22 protein-coding genes and 2 pseudogenes are annotated in these 22,727 nt (G+C 72.5%); 8 read left to right on the forward strand and 16 right to left on the reverse strand.

The window, feature by feature from the left end; all coding sequences use genetic code 11:
• Window positions 1-246: 246 nt before the first annotated feature.
• The gene (locus ABEA26_RS15900; protein ID WP_345592947.1) at window positions 247-1,128 is read left to right on the forward strand and encodes a Gfo/Idh/MocA family protein; all 882 of its coding nucleotides are present in this window, start codon (window positions 247-249) and stop codon (window positions 1,126-1,128) included.
• Window positions 1,129-1,137: 9 nt separating this feature from the next.
• Here the strand turns inward: ABEA26_RS15900 and ABEA26_RS15905 are convergent, their stop codons facing one another.
• Both ABEA26_RS15905 and ABEA26_RS15910 read right to left on the reverse strand, forming a co-directional pair.
• A complete protein-coding gene (locus tag ABEA26_RS15905; protein ID WP_345593000.1) occupies window positions 1,138-1,515 on the reverse strand; it encodes a hypothetical protein in 378 nt (125 codons plus the stop codon).
• Window positions 1,516-1,661: 146 nt separating this feature from the next.
• A complete protein-coding gene (locus ABEA26_RS15910) occupies window positions 1,662-2,564 on the reverse strand; it encodes a GNAT family N-acetyltransferase (protein ID WP_345592949.1) in 903 nt (300 codons plus the stop codon).
• Between the two features lie 517 nt (window positions 2,565-3,081).
• On the opposite strand from ABEA26_RS15910, the gene ABEA26_RS15915 reads away from it, so the two are divergent.
• On the forward strand, window positions 3,082-4,296 hold the full coding sequence (locus ABEA26_RS15915) for a beta-1,3-glucanase family protein (RefSeq protein ID WP_345592951.1): 1,215 nt from the start codon (window positions 3,082-3,084) through the stop codon (window positions 4,294-4,296).
• A gap of 149 nt (window positions 4,297-4,445) precedes the next feature.
• Window positions 4,446-4,667, forward strand: coding sequence for a hypothetical protein (locus ABEA26_RS15920; RefSeq protein ID WP_345592953.1), 222 nt, complete (start codon window positions 4,446-4,448; stop codon window positions 4,665-4,667).
• Window positions 4,668-4,830: 163 nt separating this feature from the next.
• Here ABEA26_RS15920 and ABEA26_RS15925 read toward each other — a convergent pair whose 3' ends face one another.
• The 4 genes from ABEA26_RS15925 to ABEA26_RS15940 form a co-directional block, all read right to left on the reverse strand.
• Window positions 4,831-5,319: a DUF5709 domain-containing protein gene (locus tag ABEA26_RS15925; RefSeq protein WP_345592955.1), complete on the reverse strand. Its 489-nt coding sequence runs from the start codon at window positions 5,317-5,319 to the stop codon at window positions 4,831-4,833.
• 97 nt (window positions 5,320-5,416) lie between these two features.
• The gene (locus ABEA26_RS15930; RefSeq protein ID WP_345592956.1) at window positions 5,417-6,895 is read right to left on the reverse strand and encodes a hypothetical protein; all 1,479 of its coding nucleotides are present in this window, start codon (window positions 6,893-6,895) and stop codon (window positions 5,417-5,419) included.
• Between the two features lie 180 nt (window positions 6,896-7,075).
• Window positions 7,076-9,430 (reverse strand): glycoside hydrolase family 65 protein, encoded by a 2,355-nt coding sequence (locus tag ABEA26_RS15935; protein ID WP_345592958.1) that lies wholly within the window; start codon window positions 9,428-9,430, stop codon window positions 7,076-7,078.
• Entirely contained in the window at window positions 9,427-10,167 is a 741-nt protein-coding gene (locus tag ABEA26_RS15940) for a beta-phosphoglucomutase family hydrolase (RefSeq protein WP_345592960.1), read from the reverse strand. Before ABEA26_RS15940 ends, ABEA26_RS15935 begins: the two co-directional genes overlap by 4 nt.
• Before the next feature lie 54 nt (window positions 10,168-10,221).
• On the opposite strand from ABEA26_RS15940, the gene ABEA26_RS15945 reads away from it, so the two are divergent.
• Entirely contained in the window at window positions 10,222-10,893 is a 672-nt protein-coding gene (locus tag ABEA26_RS15945) for a nucleoside/nucleotide kinase family protein (protein ID WP_345592961.1), read from the forward strand.
• Between the two features lie 62 nt (window positions 10,894-10,955).
• Here ABEA26_RS15945 and ABEA26_RS15950 read toward each other — a convergent pair whose 3' ends face one another.
• Window positions 10,956-11,117, reverse strand: coding sequence for a hypothetical protein (locus ABEA26_RS15950; protein ID WP_345592962.1), 162 nt, complete (start codon window positions 11,115-11,117; stop codon window positions 10,956-10,958).
• Window positions 11,118-11,486: 369 nt separating this feature from the next.
• Here ABEA26_RS15950 and ABEA26_RS15955 point away from each other — a divergent pair.
• A pseudogene (locus ABEA26_RS15955) lies at window positions 11,487-11,916 on the forward strand (hypothetical protein).
• Between the two features lie 104 nt (window positions 11,917-12,020).
• On the opposite strand, the gene ABEA26_RS15960 reads toward ABEA26_RS15955, so the two are convergent.
• Both ABEA26_RS15960 and ABEA26_RS15965 read right to left on the reverse strand, forming a co-directional pair.
• Window positions 12,021-12,509: a flavin reductase family protein gene (locus tag ABEA26_RS15960; protein WP_345592963.1), complete on the reverse strand. Its 489-nt coding sequence runs from the start codon at window positions 12,507-12,509 to the stop codon at window positions 12,021-12,023.
• Between the two features lie 23 nt (window positions 12,510-12,532).
• Complete coding sequence (locus ABEA26_RS15965) at window positions 12,533-13,369, reverse strand: ATP-grasp domain-containing protein (RefSeq protein WP_345592964.1); 837 nt, start codon at window positions 13,367-13,369, stop codon at window positions 12,533-12,535.
• Between the two features lie 130 nt (window positions 13,370-13,499).
• On the opposite strand from ABEA26_RS15965, the gene ABEA26_RS15970 reads away from it, so the two are divergent.
• Window positions 13,500-14,234, forward strand: a complete 735-nt coding sequence (locus ABEA26_RS15970; protein ID WP_345592966.1) for a TetR family transcriptional regulator — start codon at window positions 13,500-13,502, stop codon at window positions 14,232-14,234.
• Window positions 14,235-14,424: 190 nt separating this feature from the next.
• Window positions 14,425-14,883 carry a Zn-ribbon domain-containing OB-fold protein gene (locus ABEA26_RS15975; protein WP_345592968.1) on the forward strand — a complete coding sequence of 153 codons (459 nt, stop codon included), beginning with the start codon at window positions 14,425-14,427 and terminating at the stop codon, window positions 14,881-14,883.
• Window positions 14,884-14,937: 54 nt separating this feature from the next.
• Here the strand turns inward: ABEA26_RS15975 and ABEA26_RS15980 are convergent, their stop codons facing one another.
• Window positions 14,938-15,324: a PPOX class F420-dependent oxidoreductase gene (locus ABEA26_RS15980; RefSeq protein WP_345592969.1), complete on the reverse strand. Its 387-nt coding sequence runs from the start codon at window positions 15,322-15,324 to the stop codon at window positions 14,938-14,940.
• 254 nt (window positions 15,325-15,578) lie between these two features.
• Window positions 15,579-16,757 carry a MalY/PatB family protein gene (locus ABEA26_RS15985; protein WP_345592970.1) on the reverse strand — a complete coding sequence of 393 codons (1,179 nt, stop codon included), beginning with the start codon at window positions 16,755-16,757 and terminating at the stop codon, window positions 15,579-15,581.
• A 221-nt stretch (window positions 16,758-16,978) separates the two neighbouring features.
• Here ABEA26_RS15985 and ABEA26_RS15990 point away from each other — a divergent pair, with 221 nt between their 5' ends.
• A complete protein-coding gene (locus ABEA26_RS15990; protein ID WP_345592972.1) occupies window positions 16,979-18,400 on the forward strand; it encodes a S1 family peptidase in 1,422 nt (473 codons plus the stop codon).
• 358 nt (window positions 18,401-18,758) lie between these two features.
• On the opposite strand, the gene ABEA26_RS15995 is transcribed toward ABEA26_RS15990, so the two are convergent.
• The 5 genes and pseudogenes from ABEA26_RS15995 to ABEA26_RS16015 form a co-directional block, all read right to left on the reverse strand.
• The gene (locus ABEA26_RS15995) at window positions 18,759-18,944 is read right to left on the reverse strand and encodes a hypothetical protein (RefSeq protein ID WP_345592974.1); all 186 of its coding nucleotides are present in this window, start codon (window positions 18,942-18,944) and stop codon (window positions 18,759-18,761) included.
• Window positions 18,945-19,094: 150 nt separating this feature from the next.
• Window positions 19,095-19,730 (reverse strand): annotated as a pseudogene (locus ABEA26_RS16000) (ROK family protein); the annotation flags it as partial.
• Window positions 19,731-19,789: 59 nt separating this feature from the next.
• A complete protein-coding gene (locus ABEA26_RS16005; protein WP_345592976.1) occupies window positions 19,790-20,728 on the reverse strand; it encodes an SDR family oxidoreductase in 939 nt (312 codons plus the stop codon).
• A gap of 163 nt (window positions 20,729-20,891) precedes the next feature.
• Complete coding sequence (locus tag ABEA26_RS16010; protein WP_345592977.1) at window positions 20,892-21,521, reverse strand: MBL fold metallo-hydrolase; 630 nt, start codon at window positions 21,519-21,521, stop codon at window positions 20,892-20,894.
• A complete protein-coding gene (locus ABEA26_RS16015) occupies window positions 21,521-22,609 on the reverse strand; it encodes an S-(hydroxymethyl)mycothiol dehydrogenase (protein ID WP_345592978.1) in 1,089 nt (362 codons plus the stop codon). Before ABEA26_RS16015 ends, ABEA26_RS16010 begins: the two co-directional genes overlap by 1 nt.
• Window positions 22,610-22,727: the final 118 nt, after the last annotated feature.

Here is a 22,727-nt window from a genome sequence, read left to right on the forward strand (position 1 = left end):
CCGGACCCGGGGGCCAGGCGCCCCATTGCGGGGCCACGAGAAAGGTAACGGGGCCGGAGGAAAGGGGCCGGACCGAGGGGGCCGGGCGGGGCTTGTGATGGCGCCGCGTCCCGGGTGGCCCGGGGGCTTGCCCGGGGACCCGGTCGGTGTGACACGCTCGGCACCGGCCGGGCTGTCGTACGCCGGTCGTCATGGAGGAACGTCGGCGGCCCCGCATCGGGTCCCGCACCGTGGAGAGGCGACGGCATGCGTATCGGACTGCTCGGCACCGGTCCCTGGGCGGACATGACGCACGCCCCCGCCCTGCGCCGGCACGACGGCCTGGACTTCGTGGGGGTGTGGGGGCGCCGCCCGGACGCCGCCAAGGAGCTGGCGGAGCGGCACGGCACGCGTGCCTACGACGACGTCGACGCCCTGCTGGCGGACGTGGAGGCCGTCGCGGTCGCGCTGCCTCCGGCCGTGCAGGCCGAGTTGGCGGTACGCGCGGCGCGGGCCGGGTGCCATCTGCTGCTCGACAAGCCGCTGGCGGCGACGGTGCCGCAGGGGCGGGCGGTGGTCGAGGCGGTGCGGGCGGCGGGCGTCGCCTCTGTCGTCTTCTTCACCGCGCGGTTCCAGCCCGAGACCGAGGCGTGGATCACTCAACAGGCCGCCGTGGACGACTGGTTCACGGCGCGGGCGCAGTGGCTCGGCGCTGTGTTCACCGGCGACAGCCCGTTCGCCCACTCGCCGTGGCGGCGGGAGAAGGGCGCCCTGTGGGACGTAGGGCCGCACGCCCTGTCCGTGCTGCTGCCGGTCCTCGGTGACGCCCGGCGGGTGGTGGCGGCGGCGCCGGGCCCCGGGGACACCGTGCATCTGGTCCTCGACCACACCGGCGGTGCCTCCAGCACTCTCACGCTCAGCCTGACGGCGCCACCCGCCGCGGCGGGTGCGACCGTGGAGCTGCGCGGCCGGGCCGGTGTGACGCTCCTCCCGGAGACCGCTGAGGGGCCGGTGCCCGCTCTGCTGCGGGCCGTGGGCGCGCTCCTCGCCTCCGCCGGGGGCGGTCGTCCGCACGCCTGCGACGCCGCGTTCGGCCTGCGGGTGACCGAGGTCCTCGCCGCGGCCGAGGCCCTGCTGAACCGCCGGTAGCGAGCATGGTCAGTCGCCGGTCCGCTCCCGCTGGAACGGCTCGTCGCTCCACCGGAACCAGGCCCGCTCGCCCTCGATGTGCAGCAGGAACTCGGCGACCGGACCGTCGGGAGAGACCAGTCGCACGCGCCGTTCGATCTCCGCGTAGACGGTCTCCCACTCCTCCCAGTGCCCCTCGTCGTCCCGCTCGACCAGGGCGAGCTCGCGGGCGAAGAGGTCCTGGACGGCGTCGAACGCCGGGCCGGCCCGGAACCGGCCCGACAGCCAGGGGAAGTCGGCCTCGTCGATCAGGATCTCCCCGACCTCGGCACCGGCCTCCGCCTCCTCCACCCCCTCCCCCGCGTCCGGCGCCGCGCGCACGTACCAGGTCTCGCCCTCGAACCCCACATCGCCTCCGCCGCCCGCACCGCCGATCACCGTGCGGGACAGCATGTCACCCGGTACCGACACCGGGCCGGAGAACTCCCGGCCCGGTGCGTCCCGGGCCCCGGGCCTCGGGCCTCGGGCCTCGGGCCTCGGCTACCGGCTACCGGCTACCGGCTACCGGCCGATACGGGGCGGAAGTTGATTCGTTCCCGCACGACCGGGTAGCCGGCCTTGGCGAAGTTGGCGGCCATGGGGTGGTTCCCCCGGTCCGTCGCGGCGGAGACGAACTCCGCGCCCCGCTCGACCAGGAAGTGGGTGCACTCGGCCAGGAGGTCGTAGGCGTACCCGTGTCCGCGGTGTTCCGGCAGGACGCCGATGAAGCCGACGCACGGACCGGACGGGTTGTGCGCCGGGATGTGGATGCCCGCGAGCTCGCCCCGCGGGGTGTACGCCACCTGCCACCACTCCCGCGGCGACGGGCACCAGTGGAAGAAGTCGAGCTCCGCCTGTGCGGCCTGGTCGAGCCCGCCCTCCTCGATGTCCATCAGCGCATGGGCGTCGAGGGTGACGGAGTGGATGCGGCGCAGCGCGTCGAAGAACACCGCCTCGTCGGGCTCCGGACGGAAGTCCAGACGGCCGGGCCGCTCGGGGAGGCCGCACTCCGGCGTCCAGCGGTACAGGAAGCGTTCGACCAGGAGGTCGTAGCCGGCGGCCCGTGCCGCGGTGAAGCGGGCCTCGGTGGCGGCGCGCAGGGCGGGGTCCTCCCGCCAGGTGCCGGGCGGGTTCAGTTCGAGTTCGACCTGCCAGGGGGCGGTGCGCAGGAGTTCCGCTCCGGCCTCCTCCTCGCCCTCGGCGACGTCGAACCAGTTCACGTTGACCGGTTCGGTGTCGTCGAGGCCGCCCCACCAGGCGCCGCGGGCGACGACGGTTCCGTCGCGCAGGGCGACCCGTTGCCAGTCGGGGCGGTGGCGGGTCAGCCGGTGGCCCTCACGGGCTCCCAGCGGGTCGGGCAGGGTGTCGAAGAGATGGGCGTCGCTCGCGTCGAGCGCGCGGATGACCAGATCGGTCACGGATTCCTCCGGGATGCGTCATGCGTGGTGCGCTCCCGGTCGGTCGAGGTACGCCGGGGCAACGGGGAGGGAGCGCGGGAGTGAGGTGAACTGCACGGCTCTGCCTCCTTCCGTCGGTCTCAGGGCGTTGGCCACACGGTACAGAGTGCCGCGTGGGTCCGGCCACCGGTTTTCCGGCACGGACTGTCGGCGGGGATCACCGCACTGGACTACCGCCCCGGACGCCCCCTGGGCTATCGCGCTGGACGACCCCCTGGACCATGGTCCCGGATTCGGGCGGCCTGGTTGAACGGGCCTGGGTTAAACGGGCCTTAAACAGCGGTTAAGCCTTCCCCGCGCGACGCCGGACACCCCAAGTCCCATCTGCGGCAACGAGTTGGGAGGCTCATGGGCAGGGTTGGCCGGGCCATCCGTTCTGCGTACCATCGGCCCACATCGTGAGAGCGCTCTCAAACACTGGCACTCTCAAACACCGCCCTCTCACTGTCATGCCCCGATCACCCTGGAGACCCCCCACATGACTCCTCGCCACCAGCGCCCACTCGGCCGCCGCAAGCTGCTCGCTGCCCTCGGCGGAGCGGCCGTGGCCGCACCCGTCGCCGCCGTCGTCGCACCGCACGCCCTCGCGGGCGTCGGCTCGGACGGCGCCCCGGCCGCCCCCGGGGCCAAGGCCGCGGGCACCCTGCCGCTGACGATCGTCAACGGCACCGGCACCTTCGGCAACGCCGACGTCCACGTCTACATCGTCGGCAACCAGGACGGCCGGCAGGTGCGTGTCACCCCCGACGGTGCCGTCGCACCCGTGGCCCTGTCGGACAACGGCGCCGACGGCTACACCGACTACGCGATCAACCTCGCCGACAGCGGCGGGACCAGGCTCGACCTGCCCCACCTCTCCGGCCGGATCTACGTGTCGCTCGGCGCTGAACTGAAGTTCAAGGTGGTCTCGGACGGCGCCGGCGACGCGGCGCTCCAGTACCCGGCGGGCTGGGTCGAGTCCGACCCCAACTACGGGGTGCTGCACGACTGCGCCGAGTTCACGTACAACTCGGCCGGGATGTTCTGCAACACCACCATGGTCGACATGTTCAGCGTGCCACTCGCCATCCGGCTGACCGGCGCCAAGGACCAGACCACGGGCACCGTGCGCACCGGCGGACGGGCTGCCGCCTTCGACGCGCTGCGTCGGACCGAGGAGTTCGCACCCCTGGTCGTGGACGACACCCGGATCATCGCCCCGGGGCACGGCCTGGACGCCGGCCTGTTCCCCGAGGACTACCTCGCCCCGTACATCGACGAGGTCTGGAGCACCTACACCGGGAAGGACCTGAGGGTCACCACCAACGCCGGGACCTTCACCGGCCGGGTGCGCGGTGGCCGGCTGGCCTTCGACGGGCCCGCCCAGGTGTCCTTCGCCAAGCCGTCCACCCGGGACGTACTGTTCTGCGACGGCGCCCTCGCCGCCCCCAACGACGGCACGACCGGCCCCGTCGCCGCTGTCCTCGGAGCCGGGTTCAACCGCTCCACGCTGCTCTCCTCGGCCGCCCAGCCGACGACCGATCCCTCGGCGTTCTACGGGACCGCGCTGACCAACCACTACTCCAAGGCGGTACACGCGGCCACCGAGGACGGCAGGGCGTACGGTTTCGCCTTCGACGACGTGGCGGACTTCGCCTCCTACATCCAGGACACGGCGCCCACCGGGTTCCGGCTGACGCTCACCGCGTTCTAGAAGGGGCGCGGCGGGTGGCGGGGGCGACCCGGAACGCGTCGGCCTCCGGATGCGCGGGCGGCTTCCGCATTGAATGGTGTTATCGGGATATTCGGGACCGACAACAGCACGGCACCGAAGCAGCGATCCGGATCCGAGGAGCACTGATCATGTCGACGTCACAGCCCGATGCCTCCCGGCCGTCCGAAGCCCGCGCGGGCGACGACCGCGCCACTCCGGACAAACTGCTCCACACCCGCAACGGCACCCATGTGTCCCCGGAGGACCTGGTCCTCGCGGCCGGCCGGGACGTCACCCCGAAGAACCTCGAATGGGCCAGGCGCAAGCTGGACGAGGAGGGCCCCGCCGCCCTCGACAAGCTGCTGCCCTGACCTGGGCGGCCCGGACGTCACGTGGCCCGGGGCCGGTGCTCTGAGCACCGGCCCCGGGCCACGTGACGCGTGAGCACGCTCGGCCGGGACCCCACTTGCCCGTCCGGCCGGGACCCCACTTGCCCGTCCGGCCGGGACCCCACTGGCCGGTCCGGCCCTGACCCTACTGGCCGGTCTCCCGGTCCGGCAGCGCCGTCTCGTCCTCGACGACGTGCATGGCGGCCTCCTCGGCGCCCGCCGCTCCGCCGTCGATGCCGACGTCCTCGGCGACGGTCTCCTTGGTCGTGTCGGTCCGTACGCCCTCGTCGGGGGCTACCAGCCGGCCGGAGCGGTCGGTGCCCGCCTCGGGATCGACCGGCTCGCCCTCGCCTCCGGGCTTGTCGCCCACTCCGTCCCCGTCCGGTGCGGACACGTCGGGCGTCTCCTGGGACAGCCGTTCGTCGAGACTCTCGCCGTCGTGCTGCTCGGCGGCGGTGGTGCCGTGCTTGTTCACGCCGAGGGGCTTCTCCGGCGGGGAGTAGCCCTCGTCGAGCGTGTCGTCGTAGGTCCGCTCGTCGACGGCGTCCTGGAGGTCGAGGGGCGCGGCGTCCTCCTGCTCCTCGTTGGTTCCGGTGGGCTGGTAGGCGTCGTCGGCCATCGGGTCCGTGCCCATCGCTGCCTCCCTCTCGCGCTGTGTCGGCTCGGTGGTCCGGGTGCCCGGTTCGCGTTTCCCGATACGCGATCTCTAACCGGTTCCCGGCCCGGGAGCCTCATCCCCGCGGTGCGACGCGGACGGTCAGGTCGGTGATGCGGTGCGGGGTCCAGTCGCGGGCGTAGCCGGACGGCTTCCCGCCCGGACCGGTGACGGCGGCGACCGGGATGCGGCGGGCGGTCTCCATGATCTCGGCGGCGGTGGTGTTCTCGTTGTTGCCGCTGGTGGAGCCGGAGGAGCAGCCGGTGTAGTAACCGATCGGGATGGACTCGTGCCCGGTGACCAGGCAGGGCGGGCTGACGCCGAGCCGGTGCAGTTCGTCGGCGACGTGGGCCCAGTCCTCACGGCTTGCGACGTTGCGGTCCACGGTGCCCTCGAGCACGGCGAGCTGCACCGCCAGATGCCCGGTCAGCGCGAGCGCGACGAGGGACGCGGCCACCGGGCGCCACCGGGCGCGCTCCGTCCTGGCCAGGTGCCACAGCGCGTCGGCGACCGGGATGGCGAGCAGGGCGTAGGCGGGCTGCAGGAAGCGCGGAGCCGCGTACCCGATCATGAACAGGTACGGCAGCGCCGCCGTCACGGCGCACGCGAACGGGATCAGTGTACGGGCGGTACGCCGGGCCCGGGCCGCGACGACGACCCCGAGGACGGCGACGGCCGGGAGGGCGATCCACCACGCGGTGACCACCGGGTGTGGCATGGATCCGGTGCACGGGCGGCACAGGCCCCGTCCGCCGAGGCTGCGCATCTGGTCGTCGACGGCGACGTTCCAGCCGAGGCCGCCCTGGATCTCGGAGGCCCTCGAGATCCGCTCCCCGAGACCGCCGTACCAGCCGTACGCCTCGATCACCCACTCCACTCCCCCGGCCGCCATACCGCCCGCGAGGGCGAGCAGCAGGAGCCAGTGGCGGCGGACGAGGACGAGGACCAGCAGGGGGACGGTCACCCACACGGCGTCGGTGGGCCGCATCCACGTCATCAGTGCGGCCCCGGCCACCACGCCCCACAGCGCGGCCCGGCCGGCCGGCCCCTGCCAGACGCGCAGGAAGCAGCCCACGCAGATCAGGGCGCCGATCCCGACCCAGTAGTTGGGCATGGCCTGCGGACCGTAGAAGAGGGTCACCCACAGGGTGGCGAAGAACGCGCCGGCCGTGGCCAGGACGCGGGCCGGGAACAGGCCCTTCCAGGCCCGCAGAGCGAGGTACAGCCCGACGCCGGACAGTACGGCGAGGTAGACGCGCAGCAGTTCGGTGGAGGACGACCAGGACGCGACAGGCGCCACCAGCAGCGAGACACCGCGGGAGCGCGGTGCGCTGAAGAAGGCGGCGGGGTGGTGGGTGGTGACCTGGCTGGTGTAGACGATCTCGTCCCAGCCGAGCCCCATCCACGGGTGGACGAATGCCAGTTGGACCACGGTGAAGACGGCGGCCACCGCCGCGAGCAGGGCGTCGCCGCCGAGGCGCCGGGGGGTGCCGGACGACGACGCCGCCTCGGCCCGCCGTCTGCCGGCCAGCATGGCGTTCCTGCCGTCGGCCATCGTGCACCCCTCACCCCCGCTCGTCGCGGGGCCGCTCGTCTCACCTCCTGCCGCCGGTGGCGGGAGCCCGAAAACCGGGAAACCAAGGTCAAACTAACTCGCCTGCCACGGATACGCAGGATGGAACTCGGCCACTCGAGCCGCCTCGTTCCAGCCCCGTTCTCACCCGTGTCCGGCGGGTCAGCGGACGTTGGGGCGGCGGTGCGGGGGCTGTTCGGGGGTGGGGCGCCGTTCGGGTGCGGGCACGGCGCGGGTGACGGGGCCGTCCCCGTTCACGGTCAGCGCGCTCCCGTGGTGGTGGATCGTCAGGGGGGAGCCGCTCAGCAGCGTGTACGTCGCGCTGTCGGCGCCGATCTCCACGCGCAGGCACCGGCCGCGGAACTGGAGCCGGAAGGCGAGGCGGCTGAACTTCTCGGGCAGGCGTGGCGCGAACCGGAGGTTGTCGCCGTCCCGGCGGGTGCCGCCGAACCCGGCGACCAGCGCCATCCACGTACCGGCGAGCGAGGCGATGTGCAGGCCGTCGCGGGTGTTGTGCTCCAGGTCCGCCAGGTCCATCAGGGCGGCCTCGGCGGCGTAGTCGTAGGCCAGGCGCAGATGCCCGGTCTGGGCGGCTACGACGGCCTGGCAGCACGCGGACAGGGAGGAGTCCCGTACGGTCAGCGGCTCGTAGTAGGCGAAGTTGCGGGCGATCTGGTCCTCGTCGCAGTGGGCGTCGAACCAGCTGCCGCAGGTGTACATCGCCAGTACCAGGTCGGACTGCTTGATCACCTGCTTGCGGTAGAGGTCGAAGTAGGGGAAGTGCAGCATCAGCGGGTACTGGTCGGCGGCGGTGCGGGCGAAGTCCCAGCGTTGGTGGCGGGTGAAGCCCGAGTGCTGTTCGTGGACGCCGATCTCGTCGTTGTACGGGATGTGCACGGACTCGGCGGCGTCCCGCCAGGCGGCGCTCTCCTCGTCGTCGACGCCGAGGCGGGCCGCCTCGTCCGGGTGGCGTTCGCACACGTCGGCCGCGGCGAGCAGGTTCGACCGCGCCATGAGGTTGGTGTAGGTGTTGTCGTAGGCGATGGCGCTGTACTCGTCCGGGCCGGTGACGCCGTCGATGTGGAAGACGCCGTGGTGGTCGTGGTGGCCCAGCGAGCGCCACAGGCGGGCCGTCTCCACCAGGAGTTCCAGGGCGGTGTCTCGTTCGAAGTCGGTGTCGCCGGTCGCCGCGGTGTACCGCACCGCGGCGTGCGCGATGTCGGCGGCCACGTGGAAGGCGGCCGTGCCGGCCGGCCAGTACGCGGACCCCTCGGAGCCGTCGATGGTCCGCCACGGGAACGCGGCGCCGCGCAGCCCGAGCTGGGTGGCACGGTCCCGGGCGGCGGGCAGGGTGTCCCGGCGCCAGCGCAGCGCCTCGGCGACGGCCTTGGGCTCGGTGTAGGTCAGCACGGGCAGCACGAACATCTCGGTGTCCCAGAACGCGTGGCCGTCGTAGCCGGAGCCGGTCAGTCCCTTGGCCGGGATCGCCCGCTGTTCGGCACGCGCCCCGGCCTGCAGGACGTGGAAGAGAGCGAAGCGGACGGCCTGCTGGATCTCCTCGTCGCCGTGCACCTCGACGTCCGCCCGGGCCCAGAAGTCGTCGAGGTAGGCACGCTGCTCCGCCACCAGGCCGTCCCAGCCGCCGTGCGCGGCGGCGGCGAGTGCCGCCTCGACCTGGTCGCTCATCGCGGGCCGGGAGCGGGCGCCCGACCAGCCGTGGGCGACCGTCTTCTGCACCCGCAGCCGCTGTCCCGGCTCCAGCACGGAGGTGATGGTCAGGCGGGCCACGTCCGTGTTGCTCTCGCTGCTGGTGGTGATCTCTCCGGAGGTGTCGACGACGTGGTCGGCGGCCACGGCGACCCTGAGCCCACTGCGTCGCGTCCGGTGGACCAGCCGCAGCCGGGACCCGATGGCCAGGTCCTCCTCGGGCTCCAGCGGCGACCGCAGCGCCTTGGCCGTACGGGGGTCGCCGTCGGGTTCGGGCAGGCTCTCGTTGGTGACGAGCTCCGACTGGATGACCACCCGGGTCCGGCTGTCGACGGGCTCCACCTCGTACTCCACGGCGGCGATGGCCCGCTGGGTGAGGGAGACCAGCCGGGTGGAGCGCACCCGGACGGTCGTCCCCGCCGGGGAGGTCCACTCGCAGGTCCGCTCCAGTACGCCGCGCCGCAGGTCCAGGGTGCGTTCGTGCTGGGTGAGCCGCCCGTAGCGCAGGTCGAAGGGCTCGTCGTCGACGAGCAGCCGCAGCAGCTTGCCGTTGGTGACGTTGATGACGGTCTGGCCGGACTCGGGGTAGCCGTAGCCCGCTTCGGCGTACGGCAGCGGGTGGAGTTCGTGGACCCCGTTGAGGTAGCTGCCGGGCAGGCCGTGCGGTTCGCCCTCGTCGAGGTTGCCGCGCCAGCCGATGTGCCCGTTGGAGAGGGCGAAGACGGACTCGCTCTGGGCGAGGAGGCCGAGGTTGAGGGCCGTCTCGCGCACGGACCAGGGTTCGACGGCGTACGTCCGGTTGGTGATCACGCCCGGCCTCCCAGTTCGGCGAGGTCCTTGACGACGCGGTCGGCCCCGTGGGCGTAGAGGGCGTCGGTCTGGCCGACGCGGTCGACGCCGACGACGTAACCGAAGTGCCCGGAGCGTCCCGCGTCCATGCCGGCCAGCGCGTCCTCGAAGACGGCGGCGCGGGACGGCTCGACACCGAGGTCGCGGGCGGCGGCCAGGAAGGTGTCGGGCCGTGGTTTGCCCGGCAGTTTCCGTTCCCGGGCCACCACTCCGTCGATCCGTACGTCGAACAGGCCCTCGGCGTCGATGGAGCGCAGCACGTCCCGCGTGTTGGCGCTGGAGGAGACGATGGCGGTGGCGAGGCCCGCGGTGCGGACCGCGTCGATATAGCGCAGCGTGCCCTCGTACGGCTCCACGCCGTCGGTGCGGATCTTCTTCAGGAGCAGTTCGTTCTTGCGGTTGCCGACGCCGTTGACGGTCCGCGCGTCCGGCGGGTCGTCCGGGTCTCCATCCGGCAGTTCGACGCCGCGGGAGGCGAGGAAGGAGCGGACGCCGTCGGCGCGGGGGCGGCCGTCGACGTACTCGTCGTAGTCGGAGTCGGTGAAGGGGCGGAAGTCCGCGCCGTCCCGCTCGCGCAGGAAGGCGTCGAACGTCTCCTTCCAGGCGGCGGCGTGTACTACCGCCGTCCTGGTGACGACCCCGTCGAGGTCGAAGAGACAGGCCTGGATGTCGTCGGGAAGTCCGAGCTGCGTGGTCATACCCGACACAGTTCCCCGCCGGGGCGGATCCGATCAGGTGACACACTCTGCGGTGTGCCGCTGACTTTCGACGACCTCCTCACCCGCGCCCGCTCTCTCCCGCGGGGCGGGCGGCGCGCGATCCTCGGCATCGCCGGGAGCCCCGGCGCCGGGAAGTCGACGCTCGCCGGGCATCTGGTGCGGGAGCTGAACGGCCCCGGGGAGCCGTGGGTCGCGCATGTCCCCATGGACGGCTTCCACCTCGCCGACGCCGAACTGGACCGGCTCGGCCGCCGGGACCGCAAGGGCGCGCCCGACACCTTTGACGCGGCCGGGTACGCGGCACTGCTGCGCCGGCTGCGCGGGGAGGCGGACGGCGAGGACGTGGAGGGCGACACCGTGTACGCGCCCGGCTTCGAGCGGGAGCTGGAGCAGCCGATCGCCGGGGCCGTGCCGGTGCGGCCCTCGGCCCGGCTGGTCGTGACGGAGGGCAACTACCTGCTGCTGGAGACCGGCGCGTGGGCGCGGGTGCGCGCTCGGCTGGACGAGGTGTGGTTCTGCGAGCCGGCCCAGACCGAGCGGATCCGCCGGCTGGTGGCGCGGCACGAGCGGTTCGGCAAGTCCCCCGAGGACGCGGTCGCCTGGGCACTCGGTAGCGACCAGCGCAACGCCGACCTGGTCGCCGCGACCCGGGACCGCGCCGACCTCGTGGTGCCGGAGGGGGCGGTGCCGGTCAGCCGGCCGTGATCCACGGCCGCCGGGTCAGAAACCGCAACCGCGACTCACCTGGTCGACCGGCTGTCGTGCGGTCATTCCTCGTCGTAGTCGTCGGGGCGGACGTGCGCCTCCTCCAGGGCCTCGCGCATGGTCCGACCGGTGGCACCGGGCGGGCGGGACGCGTCCTCGTCACGCTGCTCGAGAACGTTGTCGGTGGTGTCGGTCTTCGGCCGGTTCTCTTCCGGGACGGTCATGACGGGGACTCCTCGTCCGTGCTTGTGTTCTATGGGTGCTGTGTTTCGTGGTGCTGTGTTTCGTGGTGCTGTGGTGCCCTGTTCTTTGGAGGTTGTCGCTTCCGTGGCAGCGGGTTCCCGTACCGGCCGGTGCTATCCCCCCACGGACGCGGACACCGATTCCCTCTCCCCCGGACAACGGCGCATCGCGCAGTAACGGATCGCGACCCGGCCACGCCGGAGCGCGTCCGCACCTGCGCGAGCATCCCGTCGTCATGGGCATGATCATCGCCTCCGGGGTGCGGCGTCGACGGGTGGGGCGACTGATGGGGCGGCTCCGGTCCAGGGACGACCGGGACCGCCGCAGGGCGCTCGCGCAGGCGATGCCCGATACGCCGGAGCGGGCAGGAGCCGGCGGCGGTCACGCGCATCGGCCCGGACTGGCCCTGCCGGGTCAAGGCACCCGACAGCTACGACTGGGAGCGCTCGGCGGTCAGGTGGCTGCGCGAGCTGGTGCCCGCCCGCTACGCGGGTTACCAGGCGCTGATCCGCCACCCCGTGCTGCTCGCCCGCCAGGCGGACATCCAGGTACAGCACGAGATCCGGGTGGCCCGCACCGCACTGCAGACCTCCCGGGCGGATCTGCCCCGGCTCGGCCTGCCCGAATCGGTCATCGACCACACCATCAAGCTCTACGCGGCGGAGGTTCTGCAGTTGCAGCACCATCGCGCGCAGCGTACGGGCGGTCACCGAGGCACTGGTCGAGCGGGGCGCTGCTGACGGGCGCCGGGCACTGCTGACCGGGGCTGAGGGCTGCTGACCGGGGCGGGACCCAGGGCTGCTGACCGGCGCCGCGCCCGGCCTGACCGTCCGCCCGGGACCGGGGGTCCCGATGCCCGAGGCCTGTCGCCGTGCGCGCGGGGGTCAGTCCACCGGATGGCCGGGCGGGATGGTGCTGGCGTCGGAGAGCCGCAGCAGCGGTCCGCCGGACGCCTCTCGCCCGCCCCATTCGACCGGGTCGAGGACGAAACCGACGTGATCGCCCCCGACGGCCCGTTCGACGACACGGCCGACGAACCACGCCTCGGCGTCCTCCAGTACGACCGCCCCGCCGTACCCCTCACGCCAGCGGACGCGCTGGAACTTGTCCACCCGGTCACCGGTCTGCCCGCCGAAGACCTCGGCCGTCCCGCGCCGGTCGCGGGCGAGCAGATGGACGGCCAGGACGTCGGCGGCCCGGGCCACCCGGAAGGTCCGGTTGACCTCGGAGAGCCAGACGACGAACCGCACGGGGTCGAGGGAGCACTGTGAGGAAAAGCCCACCAGACAGCCCGCGCGTTTCCCGTCCGCCGCGGCCGTCACCACGCACATGTCCGGGTCGAGCCGGTCGAGAAACACGTCCATACCGGCCATGCTAGGCACGCCCGCGGGCGGGGTCACGCCGTCAGCAGGCGCCACAGGGCCGTCCGCAGGGCGGTGACGAAGGAGTCCCGGCCCGCCTCGTCGAGGGCGTCCAGCGACAGGTAGGGATTGAGGTCCTCCAGCTCGACCAGGAGCAGCTCACCTCCGGGCGCCCGGCAGGCGTCGACGCGCTGGATGCCGTGGACGATGTCGTTCCACTCGATGAACCGCCGAGCGAAGTCGAGGTCCTGCGGGGTGGCGTCGTACGGCTCGAGCCGCCAGCGCCGGTCGGGATCCGGCGCGTACAGGGCGTACTGGAAGTACTGGTCGACGAAGTAGAAGGAGACCTCATAGGCGAAGTCGACCCGAGGCTGGACGAGGACGTCCCCGGCGTCACCGCCCACTGCTTCCCGGACGCGGTCCGCGGGCACGAACCGAAGACCTGTCGAGTCCGCGCCGAGCCTGGGCTTGACGACGTACTCGTCGGCCCGGGGCAGCCGGTGCAGGTCCTCCGGCCGGTCGATGGTGGGGATGACCGGAAAGCCCGCCTCGGTCAGTTCGAGGAGGTACTGCTTGCCGGCCATGTCCGCCCGGCCGGTGAGCTGGTTGTAGACGCGGGTACCGCACTCGGCCGCACGCAGGCGAAAGGCGTCGTAGGCGGCCTGGTGGCCCAGCACGGGACCGCTGTTGCGGACGACGACGGCGTCGAAGGCTTCCAGCAGCGCGGCGGCGTCGCCGGGATGACACAGGGCCAGATCGAAGTCCTCGCGCAGCCGGGAGGTGAGGAAGATGTCCTCGTCGCAGTAGCGCCGACCGCGGGCCTCGTAGGCCAGGTCGGTGACGTACAGGATGCGGGGGCGGGCGGATGCCATGCGGGACTCCTCGGTGCTGACCGGAAGTGATCGTATGCGACCGCTTCACCTCGACCTCAAGGGAACTGAGTTCCCTCTGATCACTGCACTGAGTGTCACCAACGTCCGGTGAACTGCTACGTTCCCCTTCATGAGCTCCAGCAGTGCGGCGCCCCGCCGCGGGGACGGGTCGGACACGGCGGGTGCCCGGCCGCCGATGCGGGAGGCGCTGGTCGCGGCGGCCTTCCGGCTGTTCCTGGAGCGGGGCTACGAACAGACGACCGTGGACGACATCGTCGCGCTCGCCGGTGTCGGACGGCGGTCGTTCTTCCGTTACTTCCCCTCCAAGGAGGACGTGGTCTTCCCCGATCACGAGCGGTGCCTGGCCGACATGAAGGCCTTCCTGGACTCCTCCCCCGAGGACGCCGACCCGGTGCGGCGGGTCTGCGACGCGGCTCGGCTCGTGGTGCGCCTGTACGCCGAGAACCCGGCCTTCTCGGTGCAGCGCTACGACCTCACCAAGAAGGTCCCGGGGCTGCGCGCCTACGAGCTCTCGGTGGTGTGGCGCTACGAGCGCGCCCTCGCCCAGTACCTGCGCGGGCGCCTGGGCGGAAGGCGGGACGGGAGCATGCGCGCCGATGTGATCGCGGCCGCCGTGGTCGCCGCGCACAACAACGCCCTGCGGTCCTGGCTGCGTTCAAAGGGGCAGGACGACGTGGGTGCCGCGGTGGACCACGCGCTGGGGTACGCGCAGTCGACGTTCGGCGGCCTTCCCGTGCCGCCTCTGCCCGAAGGGCCCGAGGACGTGGTGGTCGTGGTCTCGCGGCGGGGAACGCCCCTGTGGCAGGTCGTACGGGAGGTCGAGACCGCGTTCGCCCGCGACTGACCGGCCGCTCCCCCCGCGGAAGCACCGGCACACCTCCACGGAGAGCCGAACCGAGGGTACCGAGTGCCTTTACGCGTGGCACTGAGTGCCATACGCTGTGGGGCGTGCACGGAGGCACGGCGAGCCGCGCACACGCGTGCCCGGTGACCGCGCACGCGGATTCCGGCCCGAGTGCAGGGAGTTGACCAGCGTGTACCACCACTCAGGAAACGTCGCTCAGCAGGCGGCGGGCTCCGCGACGGGCGTGCTCGATCCCAAGGCCCCCAAGTCCCCCCAGTTCGTCCAATCCCCCCGGTCCTCTCAGGCCCCGGACACCGAGGCCGTCTTCTTCCAGCGCTGCACCTGGTGCGGCACGACCATGTACCACCGGGTGCTGTGCCCGGTCTGTCGCGGCAGCGACCTGCGGACGGAGCGCAGCGAAGGCACGGGCACGGTGCGGCACGCCACGGTGGTGCACCGCAACACCCCCGCCGCGCGCAACGTGTCCCTGATCGAGATGGCCGAGGGCTTCGTGCTGCGCGGCCGGGTCATGGGCCCGCTCATCGGCATCCACAGCGGGGACCGGGTACGGCTGTCCACGGCCAAGGATCCGGTACGGGGCCAGCCGGTCTTCCAGCTGGTCGACGAACCGTACCGGGCCTGGACCTGAACGCCGGTCGATTTTCCCAGGTGTGCTCCGTCGGCCCATGGGCGAAGCGGCCGTTCAGGACGTGAGCGTGATCCGGATGCCCACGGTGCCGTCCAGGCGCCTGCGCAGCCGGCTGCCGAGCAGGGTGAGCCGGCCGACGATGCCGTACTTGCGGGCGATCAGCCGGCGATAGCGGCCGGTGGTGGCCGGGTCGCAGATCTCCGCGGTCGCGGGGACCTGTTCGCCGGTCGGCTTGCCACGCAGGTCGCAGGGGCCGACCAGCACGTCTGCGCGGTTGCGGACGCGCCGGACCTTCCAGGAGTCGGCCGCCGTCCAGACGCCGAGCGTGTCTCCGTCCCGTATGACCCACACAGGGGTGGCGACCGGAGTGCCGTTCTTCCGGTAGGTGGTGACCAGCAGGTACTTGCCGGCGCCGAGCCGGGCCAGTGACGAGTCGTCCATGGTCCGGAAGTTTAGGGCCTGCCGTCGGGATCGAGTCGGCTGAGCGACTACCGCCTTCGCCCCGTCCGACCGGGGCACGCGCACCGCGGTCGGGCGGAGCGCGCGCACCGCGATCGGACGGAGCGCGCGCACCGCGATCGGACGGAGCGCGCGCACCGCGATCGGACGGAGCGCGCGCACCGCGATCGGACGGAGCCGCGCCCTCGCTCCACGCCAAAGCCGCCGTCACCCGCACATCGGAGCCGCCGTCATCCTCACTCCAGAGCCGCCGTCATCCTCCGCACCGCCTCGGTGAGCACCTCGGGCGAAGTCGCCAGGTTGAGACGCACGTGCCCCGCCCCGCCGCTGCCGAAGGGGACGCCGGAGCTGAGAGCCACCCGGCCGCGGCTGAGGAAGACCTCCGCCGGGTCGTCGCCGAGGCCCAGCGCTCGGCAGTCGAGCCAGGCGAGGTAGGTCGCCTCCCCGGGACGGTGGACGACCCCCGGCAGGTGCTCGGCCAGCAGGTCGCTGAGCAGCCGCCGGTTCTCGTCGAGGCCTGCCAGCACGGCGTCCAGCCAGGCGGTGCCGTCGCGCAGGGCGGCGGTGTGGGCGAGGACGCCGACGTGGCTGGGTCCGTGGCCGACCTCCTCGGGCAGCCGCGCCAGGTCGGTTGCGGCGCCGGGTCCGGCGAGGGCGAGCGCCGCCTTGAGGCCGGCCAGGTTCCAGCCCTTGGACGCCGACATCAGCGAGAGGCCGCGCTCGGCGCCGGGCACGCTCAGGTAGGGCACGAACCGCGCGCCCGCCGTGACGACCGGCGCGTGGATCTCGTCGGTGACGACCCTGACGCCGTACCGCTCCGCGAGGGCGGCGACGGCGGCCAGCTCCTCGGCGGTGTGTACGGTTCCGGTGGGGTTGTGCGGGCTGCACAGCAGGTAGGCGGCCCGCCCACCGTCGGCGACGGCCCGCCGGAACGCCTCCTCCAGCGCCCCGACATCGATCCGCAGCTCCGCGCCGAGCGGCGCTTCGACGACGCGCCGGTCCATGTGGCCGACGAACTGGTAGAACGGCGGGTACACCGGCGGGTTGACGATCACCGGGTCGCCGGGCCCGGTGACCAGTTTGAGCATCTCGACCACGCCCAGCATCACGTCGGGCACGATCGCGGTGCGTTCCACGGCGAGGTCGTCCCAGCCCCACCGTTTGCCGGCGAACACGGCCAGGGCCTCGGCGTAGGCGGTGCCGACGGGGTAGCCGGTGTCCCCGAGTTCCATGGCGTCGGTGACGGCGCGCACGACGGGCTCGGCGAGCGGCACGTCCATCTCGGCCACCCACAGCGGCAGCACGTCCGCGGGGTAGGTCCGCCACTTCATACTCGTCCGGCGGCGCAGCTGGTCCAGGGTGAGCGCGTGCAGGGGGTTCGGTTCACGGGGCTGGTCCTGGGGGATGCTGGTCATGGGGCACAAGATAAGGGCCGCGGTGCGGTCGGGGAACGGGGCATCGGCGCGCCGCGTCGCCTCCGACGAGCCGGGCGTCCGCGAAGCCCCGCCCCCGTGGCCCGACCGGGCCGCCGCCCCGGTGAACGGTGGCGGGCCCGCCTGCGTACGGGAGGAGGGTGCCCGACGTCCGGATGCCCCCGCGGTGGCGACGCCGCATGTCCGGGTTCGGGAGCGCACGCATGAGGCACGCACGACGACGCATCGTCCGGCGAACGGCACGGCTGGCGGCCGTCGGTGGACTCCTGCTCGGGGCGACGATGGTCACCCGGGCCGTGGCGAGCGAGCCCCCGGAGGTGGGGGCCGTGCCGCACACGTTGGCGCAGACGCCGTCCGGCACCGGCGCCGGTCTCGTGACACGGCTGGGCACCTCCCGTACGGCGGGCCACTGGGTCGGCTCCGACGGGCAGCCGGTCGTCGCGGTCACCGACGAGGGCACGGCCGAGGAGGTGCGCCGGGCCGGTGCCGAGGCGCAGGTCGTGCGGCACAGCATGTCCGAGCTGAAGTCCGCGACGTCGACACTGCGTTCGGCGCCCCGTGTGCCCGGTACGGCGTGGGCCCTCGACTACCCGTCGAACGAGGTGGTGGTACGCGGTGACAGCACGGTCTCCGGATCCGACTGGTCCCGGCTGGCGGGCGTCGCGGAGCGCATCGGCGGCTTCGTCCGCATGGAGCACACCCGGGGCACGTTCACGACCCGCCTGAACGGAGCGGAGCCGATCCTGTCCACGGCGGGGCGCTGCTCTGCGGGCTTCAACGTGACCGACGGACAGCGCGACTTCATCCTCACCGCCGGCCACTGCGGGCCGACGGGGTCCGTCTGGTTCGGCGACGGCGGCAGCGAAGGCGGCGACGGCGACCGGCAGGTGGCCAGGACGGTCGCCGTCAGCTTCCCCGGGGACGACTTCTCTCTGGTGGCGTACGCGAACGGCGGGGCAGGCGACGGCGCCGACGTGGTGGCGGTCGGCGGCGGCAAGGGGGTGCGGATCACGGGTGCCGGTGAACCGGCCGTCGGGCAGCGGGTGTTCCGCAGCGGCAGCACCAGCGGGCTGCGCGACGGCCGGGTGACCGCGCTCGACGCGACCGTGAACTATCCGGAGGGCACGGTCACCGGTCTCGTCCAGACCGACGTGTGCGCCGAACCCGGGGACAGTGGGGGCCCGATGTTCTCCGAGGGCATCGCCCTGGGCCTGACCTCGGGCGGCAGCGGCGACTGCGCCAAGGGGGGTACGACGTTCTTCCAGCCGCTGCCGGAGGCCATGGAGTCGCTCGGTGTGCGGCTGCTCGTCGCGGCGCCGGAGGGGACGGGGCCGGGGGCCGCGCCCTCGTCACCGGCCGCCGCCGGAGGCGGGGACAGGAACGAGGGCGAGGGCGAGGACAGGGACAGTGGGTCCGCGCCGGGCACCGCGGCACCGGGGGCCGCGGCTCCCGTGACGGGCGTCAGCGGCTCGAGCCTGCTCTCCCGTCTCACCGACCGGCGCAACGTCGGCCCCGGCATGCTCGTCGTCGCCGGCAGCCTGGTCGCTCTGGTGGCCACCCGGTGGATCCGCGCCGAACAGGACCGCAGGGCCTACCAACGGCGCTACTCGACGACATGGCGCTGAGTCGACAGTCCGGTGCGGCCGGGGCGCCGGGAGCCTCTGCCCCTGCCTTGGCCGGAACCCACCTGGTCTCAGCCCGGCGTCAGCAGCACCGTGACCACCACCGCGACGGCGCCCGGACTGTCCGGTCCCCCGAGGACGGGCTACGCCGCACAGGAGGAGAGCACGACACGTGTGACGGTGCTCATGGTCACGAGGAGGAAGGCCACGCAGGCGAGCACGGGTCCGCCGACCTCGCCGAGGAAGGTGGCGTGATGACGACGCCGTGGCAGACCGCCGAGGTCAGTGCGAGAAGGGCACCCATCCCGTGGGGATGTCCGGGGCCGGGGCTCCGATACGCCGAGGAGCCTTCAGGCGCCGGTCAGGCGGCCTTCACGGACTCGGGGGCCGCGGTGGCCCACTCCATGACGAGCCGCTGGTACTCCGCGCGCTGCTCGACGCTCAGTGTCCCGCCCGACCGGAGCCACAGGGCCCGGATCTCCTCGTTGACCTCGGCAGCCGATCGCTCGGAGGAGGGTTCAACAGTGGTGGACATGCTGTGAAGCATACGGCGCCCGGCGTGAAGACGATGTGAGTAATGGCGAGCCAACCGGACATACCGGACCGTGTTGCTGATCACGTCGAACTCCTCATCTGTCAAGGCCTACCAGCGAGTTCGTTCACACCACTTGTGTTCTGGCGCACACGGCCCGCCCCTTCACACCTGCGCCCCTCCCAGTACCAGCACCTGGATCGCCAACACCGCGGCACCGCGCGCCCAGTCGTGGAAGTCGGACACCCTGGTCTTCAGCCCGACCGGCGCGGCCCGCGGATGCCGGTTGTCGCGGATGGTGTTCTCCACCACTTTTCCGGCCACGTCCATGAGTCCCACCCCCCTCCCCCGCGAGCGGGACCTTCTGCGGCATCACGAGATTGGCGATCTGCGCCACCAGGGTGCCCAGGGCCCTTCCCGCCTCCTCCACGACCCGCGCGGGCATGGGTTCCCCGGCGGCGGCGGACGCGAGGATCTCCTCGTAGCCCAGGTCGCGGCCGGTGGCGGCCCGGACCTGATAGCGGATGTTGGGAATGGTCAGCAGCGAGACGGCGCTGCCGCGCCGGCCGTCGGGGGGAGCGGACCGTACGGGTCGAGAATCCAGTGGCGGCCGAAACCGCGGTCCTCGTCCCCCGAGTACGGCACCCGCTTGCCGCCGAGCACCAGTCCGTACCCGACGCCGGCGCCGATGGTGAGGACGACGAACCGGTCCAGGCCACGTCCCGCCCCGAACCAGGTCTCGGCCTCCACGAAGGCGGCGGTGTCGTTCTCGACGACGGGCAGCCCGGTGCGCTCCTCGACGGGTGTCCGTGTCCGTCGGGGCCCGGCTCACGGCCTTACACGCGGGCCGCTGCCGCCCGTCAGCGGTAACCGGTGACGTCGGCCGGCCCGTCCGCGTCCTGGACCTCGACGATGTAGCGCCAGGCGTCCGGGCGGCTGCCGTCGAGGTCCGTGAAGCCGTACTCCCGGGCGAGACCGCCGCTGGAGAGGGACCGGCCGTTGAAGCGGGTCACGTCAGGGTCGGCGGCCAGGGCCGTGACGGCGCGGCCGGCGTAGCGCGGTGTCTCGGAGATGGCGAAGTGCGGGACGCGGTCGAGGGCGTCGCGCCAGTTGTCCTCGCGTACGCCGAAGTGGTCGAGCATCATCTCCGAGCGGAGCCAGCCCGGGGTCAGCGCGACGGCCGTGGCGCCGCGCGGTCCCAGCTCGTGGCCGAGGGCGAAGGCCATGCGCAGGACGGAGGTCTTGGCGAGGTCGTAGAAGAACGAGTTGCGGTAGTGGTCGCGGTTGTAGTCGTCGGTGCCGTCGGTGACCTCGACGACCAGCCCGCCGGGGCGGCGCAGCAGCAGCGGCAGGGCGTGGTGACTGGTGACGGCGTGGGTCTCGACCGCGAGCCGCAGGAGTCTGAGGCCCTTGTCCAGGTCGTGCTCCCAGACGGGGCTGTCCCATTCGAAGAGGTTCTCGCCGCCCCAGATGTCGTTGACCAGAACGTCGAGGCGGGCCTGTTCGCGGGCGACGCGGTCGACGAGCGCGGCGACCTGTGCCGCGTCGAGGTGGTCGGCGGGTACGGCGATGCCGTGGCCGCCGGCCTCGGTCACCAGGTCCGCGGTGTCCTCGATGGTCTCGGGGCGGTCGTACTCCGAGCGCCGGGCGCGGGTGCTGCGGCCGGTGACGTAGACGGTGGCGCCGGCCGCGCCCAGTTCGACGGCGATGCCGCGCCCGGCGCCCCGGGTCGCCCCGGCGACCAGTGCGACCCTGTCCGCCAGCGGCTTCTCCAGTGAGGCTGTCAGTGACCCTGCCATGTCCGGCTCCCGTTCCTTGTCCCGCACGAGCGATGTCGTGATCGAGAGTGCCCGGGAAGCCGGACATCTTCTGTCAGCTTTTGGCGCGTGTTCTCTTTACGTGCGTCCCGTCTACGTGTGTCCGCTTCACCCGTCGTTGCTTACGTGTGTCTCGTGCGGAGGGTCAGTGCCCTCGCTTGATCCACTCGTCCAGGTGCGGGGCCTCGGCGCCGATGGTGGTCGCCTCGCCGTGGCCCGTGTGGACCTTCGTCTCGGGCGGGAGGACCAGCAGCCGGTCGCGGATCGAGTCGATGATGGTCGGGAAGTCGGAGTAGGAACGGCCGGTGGCGCCGGGTCCGCCCTGGAAGAGGGTGTCGCCGGTGAAGACGGCGCCGAGCCCCGGGTCGTACAGGCAGACCGCGCCGGGCGCGTGCCCCGGGGTGTGCAGGACGGTCAGGTCGGCTCCGGCGGCCTCGATGATGAGGTCGTCCCTCAGCCAGGCGTCGGGGTCCCGGTCGGGATGGGTCTGCCGCCACAGCGGCAGGTCGTCGCGGTGCAGCCAGATGACGGCGCCGGTGCGCTCGGCCAGGGCGGGCGCGGCGTTCACGTGGTCGTTGTGGGCGTGGGTGCACACGATGGCGGTGAGCCGGCGGTCGCCGACGGCCTCGGCGATCGCGTCGGCGTCGTGGGCGGCGTCGATGACGATCACCTCGTGGTCGTCGCCGACGAGCCACACGTTGTTGTCGACGTCCCAGGTGCCGCCGTCGAGGCTGAACCGGCCGGAGGTGACGAGGCGTTCGATGCGGGCGGTCATCACAGCACCACCACCGAACGCAGCACGTCACCGGAGTGCATCCGCTCGAAGGCCTTCTCGACCTCGTCCAGCTGGATGGTCTCCGTGACGAACTTGCCCAGGTCCAGGCGGCCCTGGAGGTGGAGGTCGATGAGCATCGGGAAGTCGCGGGAGGGCAGGCAGTCGCCGTACCAGGACGACTTCAGCGAGCCGCCGCGCCCGAAGACGTCCAGCAGCGGCAGTTCCAGCTTCATCTCGGGCGTCGGTACGCCGACCAGGACGACGGTGCCGGCCAGGTCGCGGGCGTAGAACGCCTGCCGGTACGTCTCCGGGCGGCCGACCGCCTCGATGACGACGTCGGCGCCGAAACCGCCGGTCAGCTCGCGGATCGCCTCGACGGGGTCGTTCTCGCGGGAGTTGACGGTGTGGGTGGCGCCCATGCCCCGGGCGGTCTCCAGCTTGCGGTCGTCGATGTCCACGGCGATGACCTTCGCGGCCCCGGCCAGGTGGGAACCGGCGATCGCCGCGTCACCGACGCCACCGCAGCCGATGACGGCGACGGTGTCGCCGCGGCCGACGTTCCCGGTGTTGATCGCGGCGCCGATGCCGGCCATCACCCCGCAGCCCAGCAGGCCTGCCACCTGTGCGGAGACGGCCGGGTCGACCTTGGTGCACTGTCCGGCGGCGACCAGCGTCTTCTCGGCGAAGGCGCCGATGCCCAGGGCCGGGGAGAGCTCCTGCCCGGTCGAGGCGAGGGTCATCTTCTGCTCGGCGTTGTGGGTGTCGAAGCAGTACCAGGGCCGGCCGCGCAGGCAGGCCCGGCACTTGCCGCACACCGCGCGCCAGTTGAGGATCACGAAGTCACCGGGAGCGACGTCGGTGACGCCGGCGCCGACCGACTCGACCACGCCCGCGGCCTCGTGGCCCAGCAGGAAGGGGAAGTCGTCGCTGATGCCGCCCTGCTTGTAGTGCAGGTCGGTGTGGCACACCCCACAGGCCTGGACACTGACCACGGCCTCTCCCGGTCCGGGATCGGGCACGACGATCGTCTCGATCCGCACGGGCTCGTCCTTGCCCGGTGCGATCACGCCGCGTACTTCCTGCGCCATGGTCCTGACTCCTTCTTCGGCCGTTCAGCGTTCCTGACGACCCTACGCGCAACCGATCGGCAAAGGGCAGGTGACAGGCGGTATGGCGGGTGCGCCGGGTTCCCGCCCGCGAACCGGC

It is taken from the genome of Streptomyces marokkonensis (assembly GCF_039539045.1).
Classification (GTDB): domain Bacteria; phylum Actinomycetota; class Actinomycetes; order Streptomycetales; family Streptomycetaceae; genus Streptomyces; species Streptomyces marokkonensis.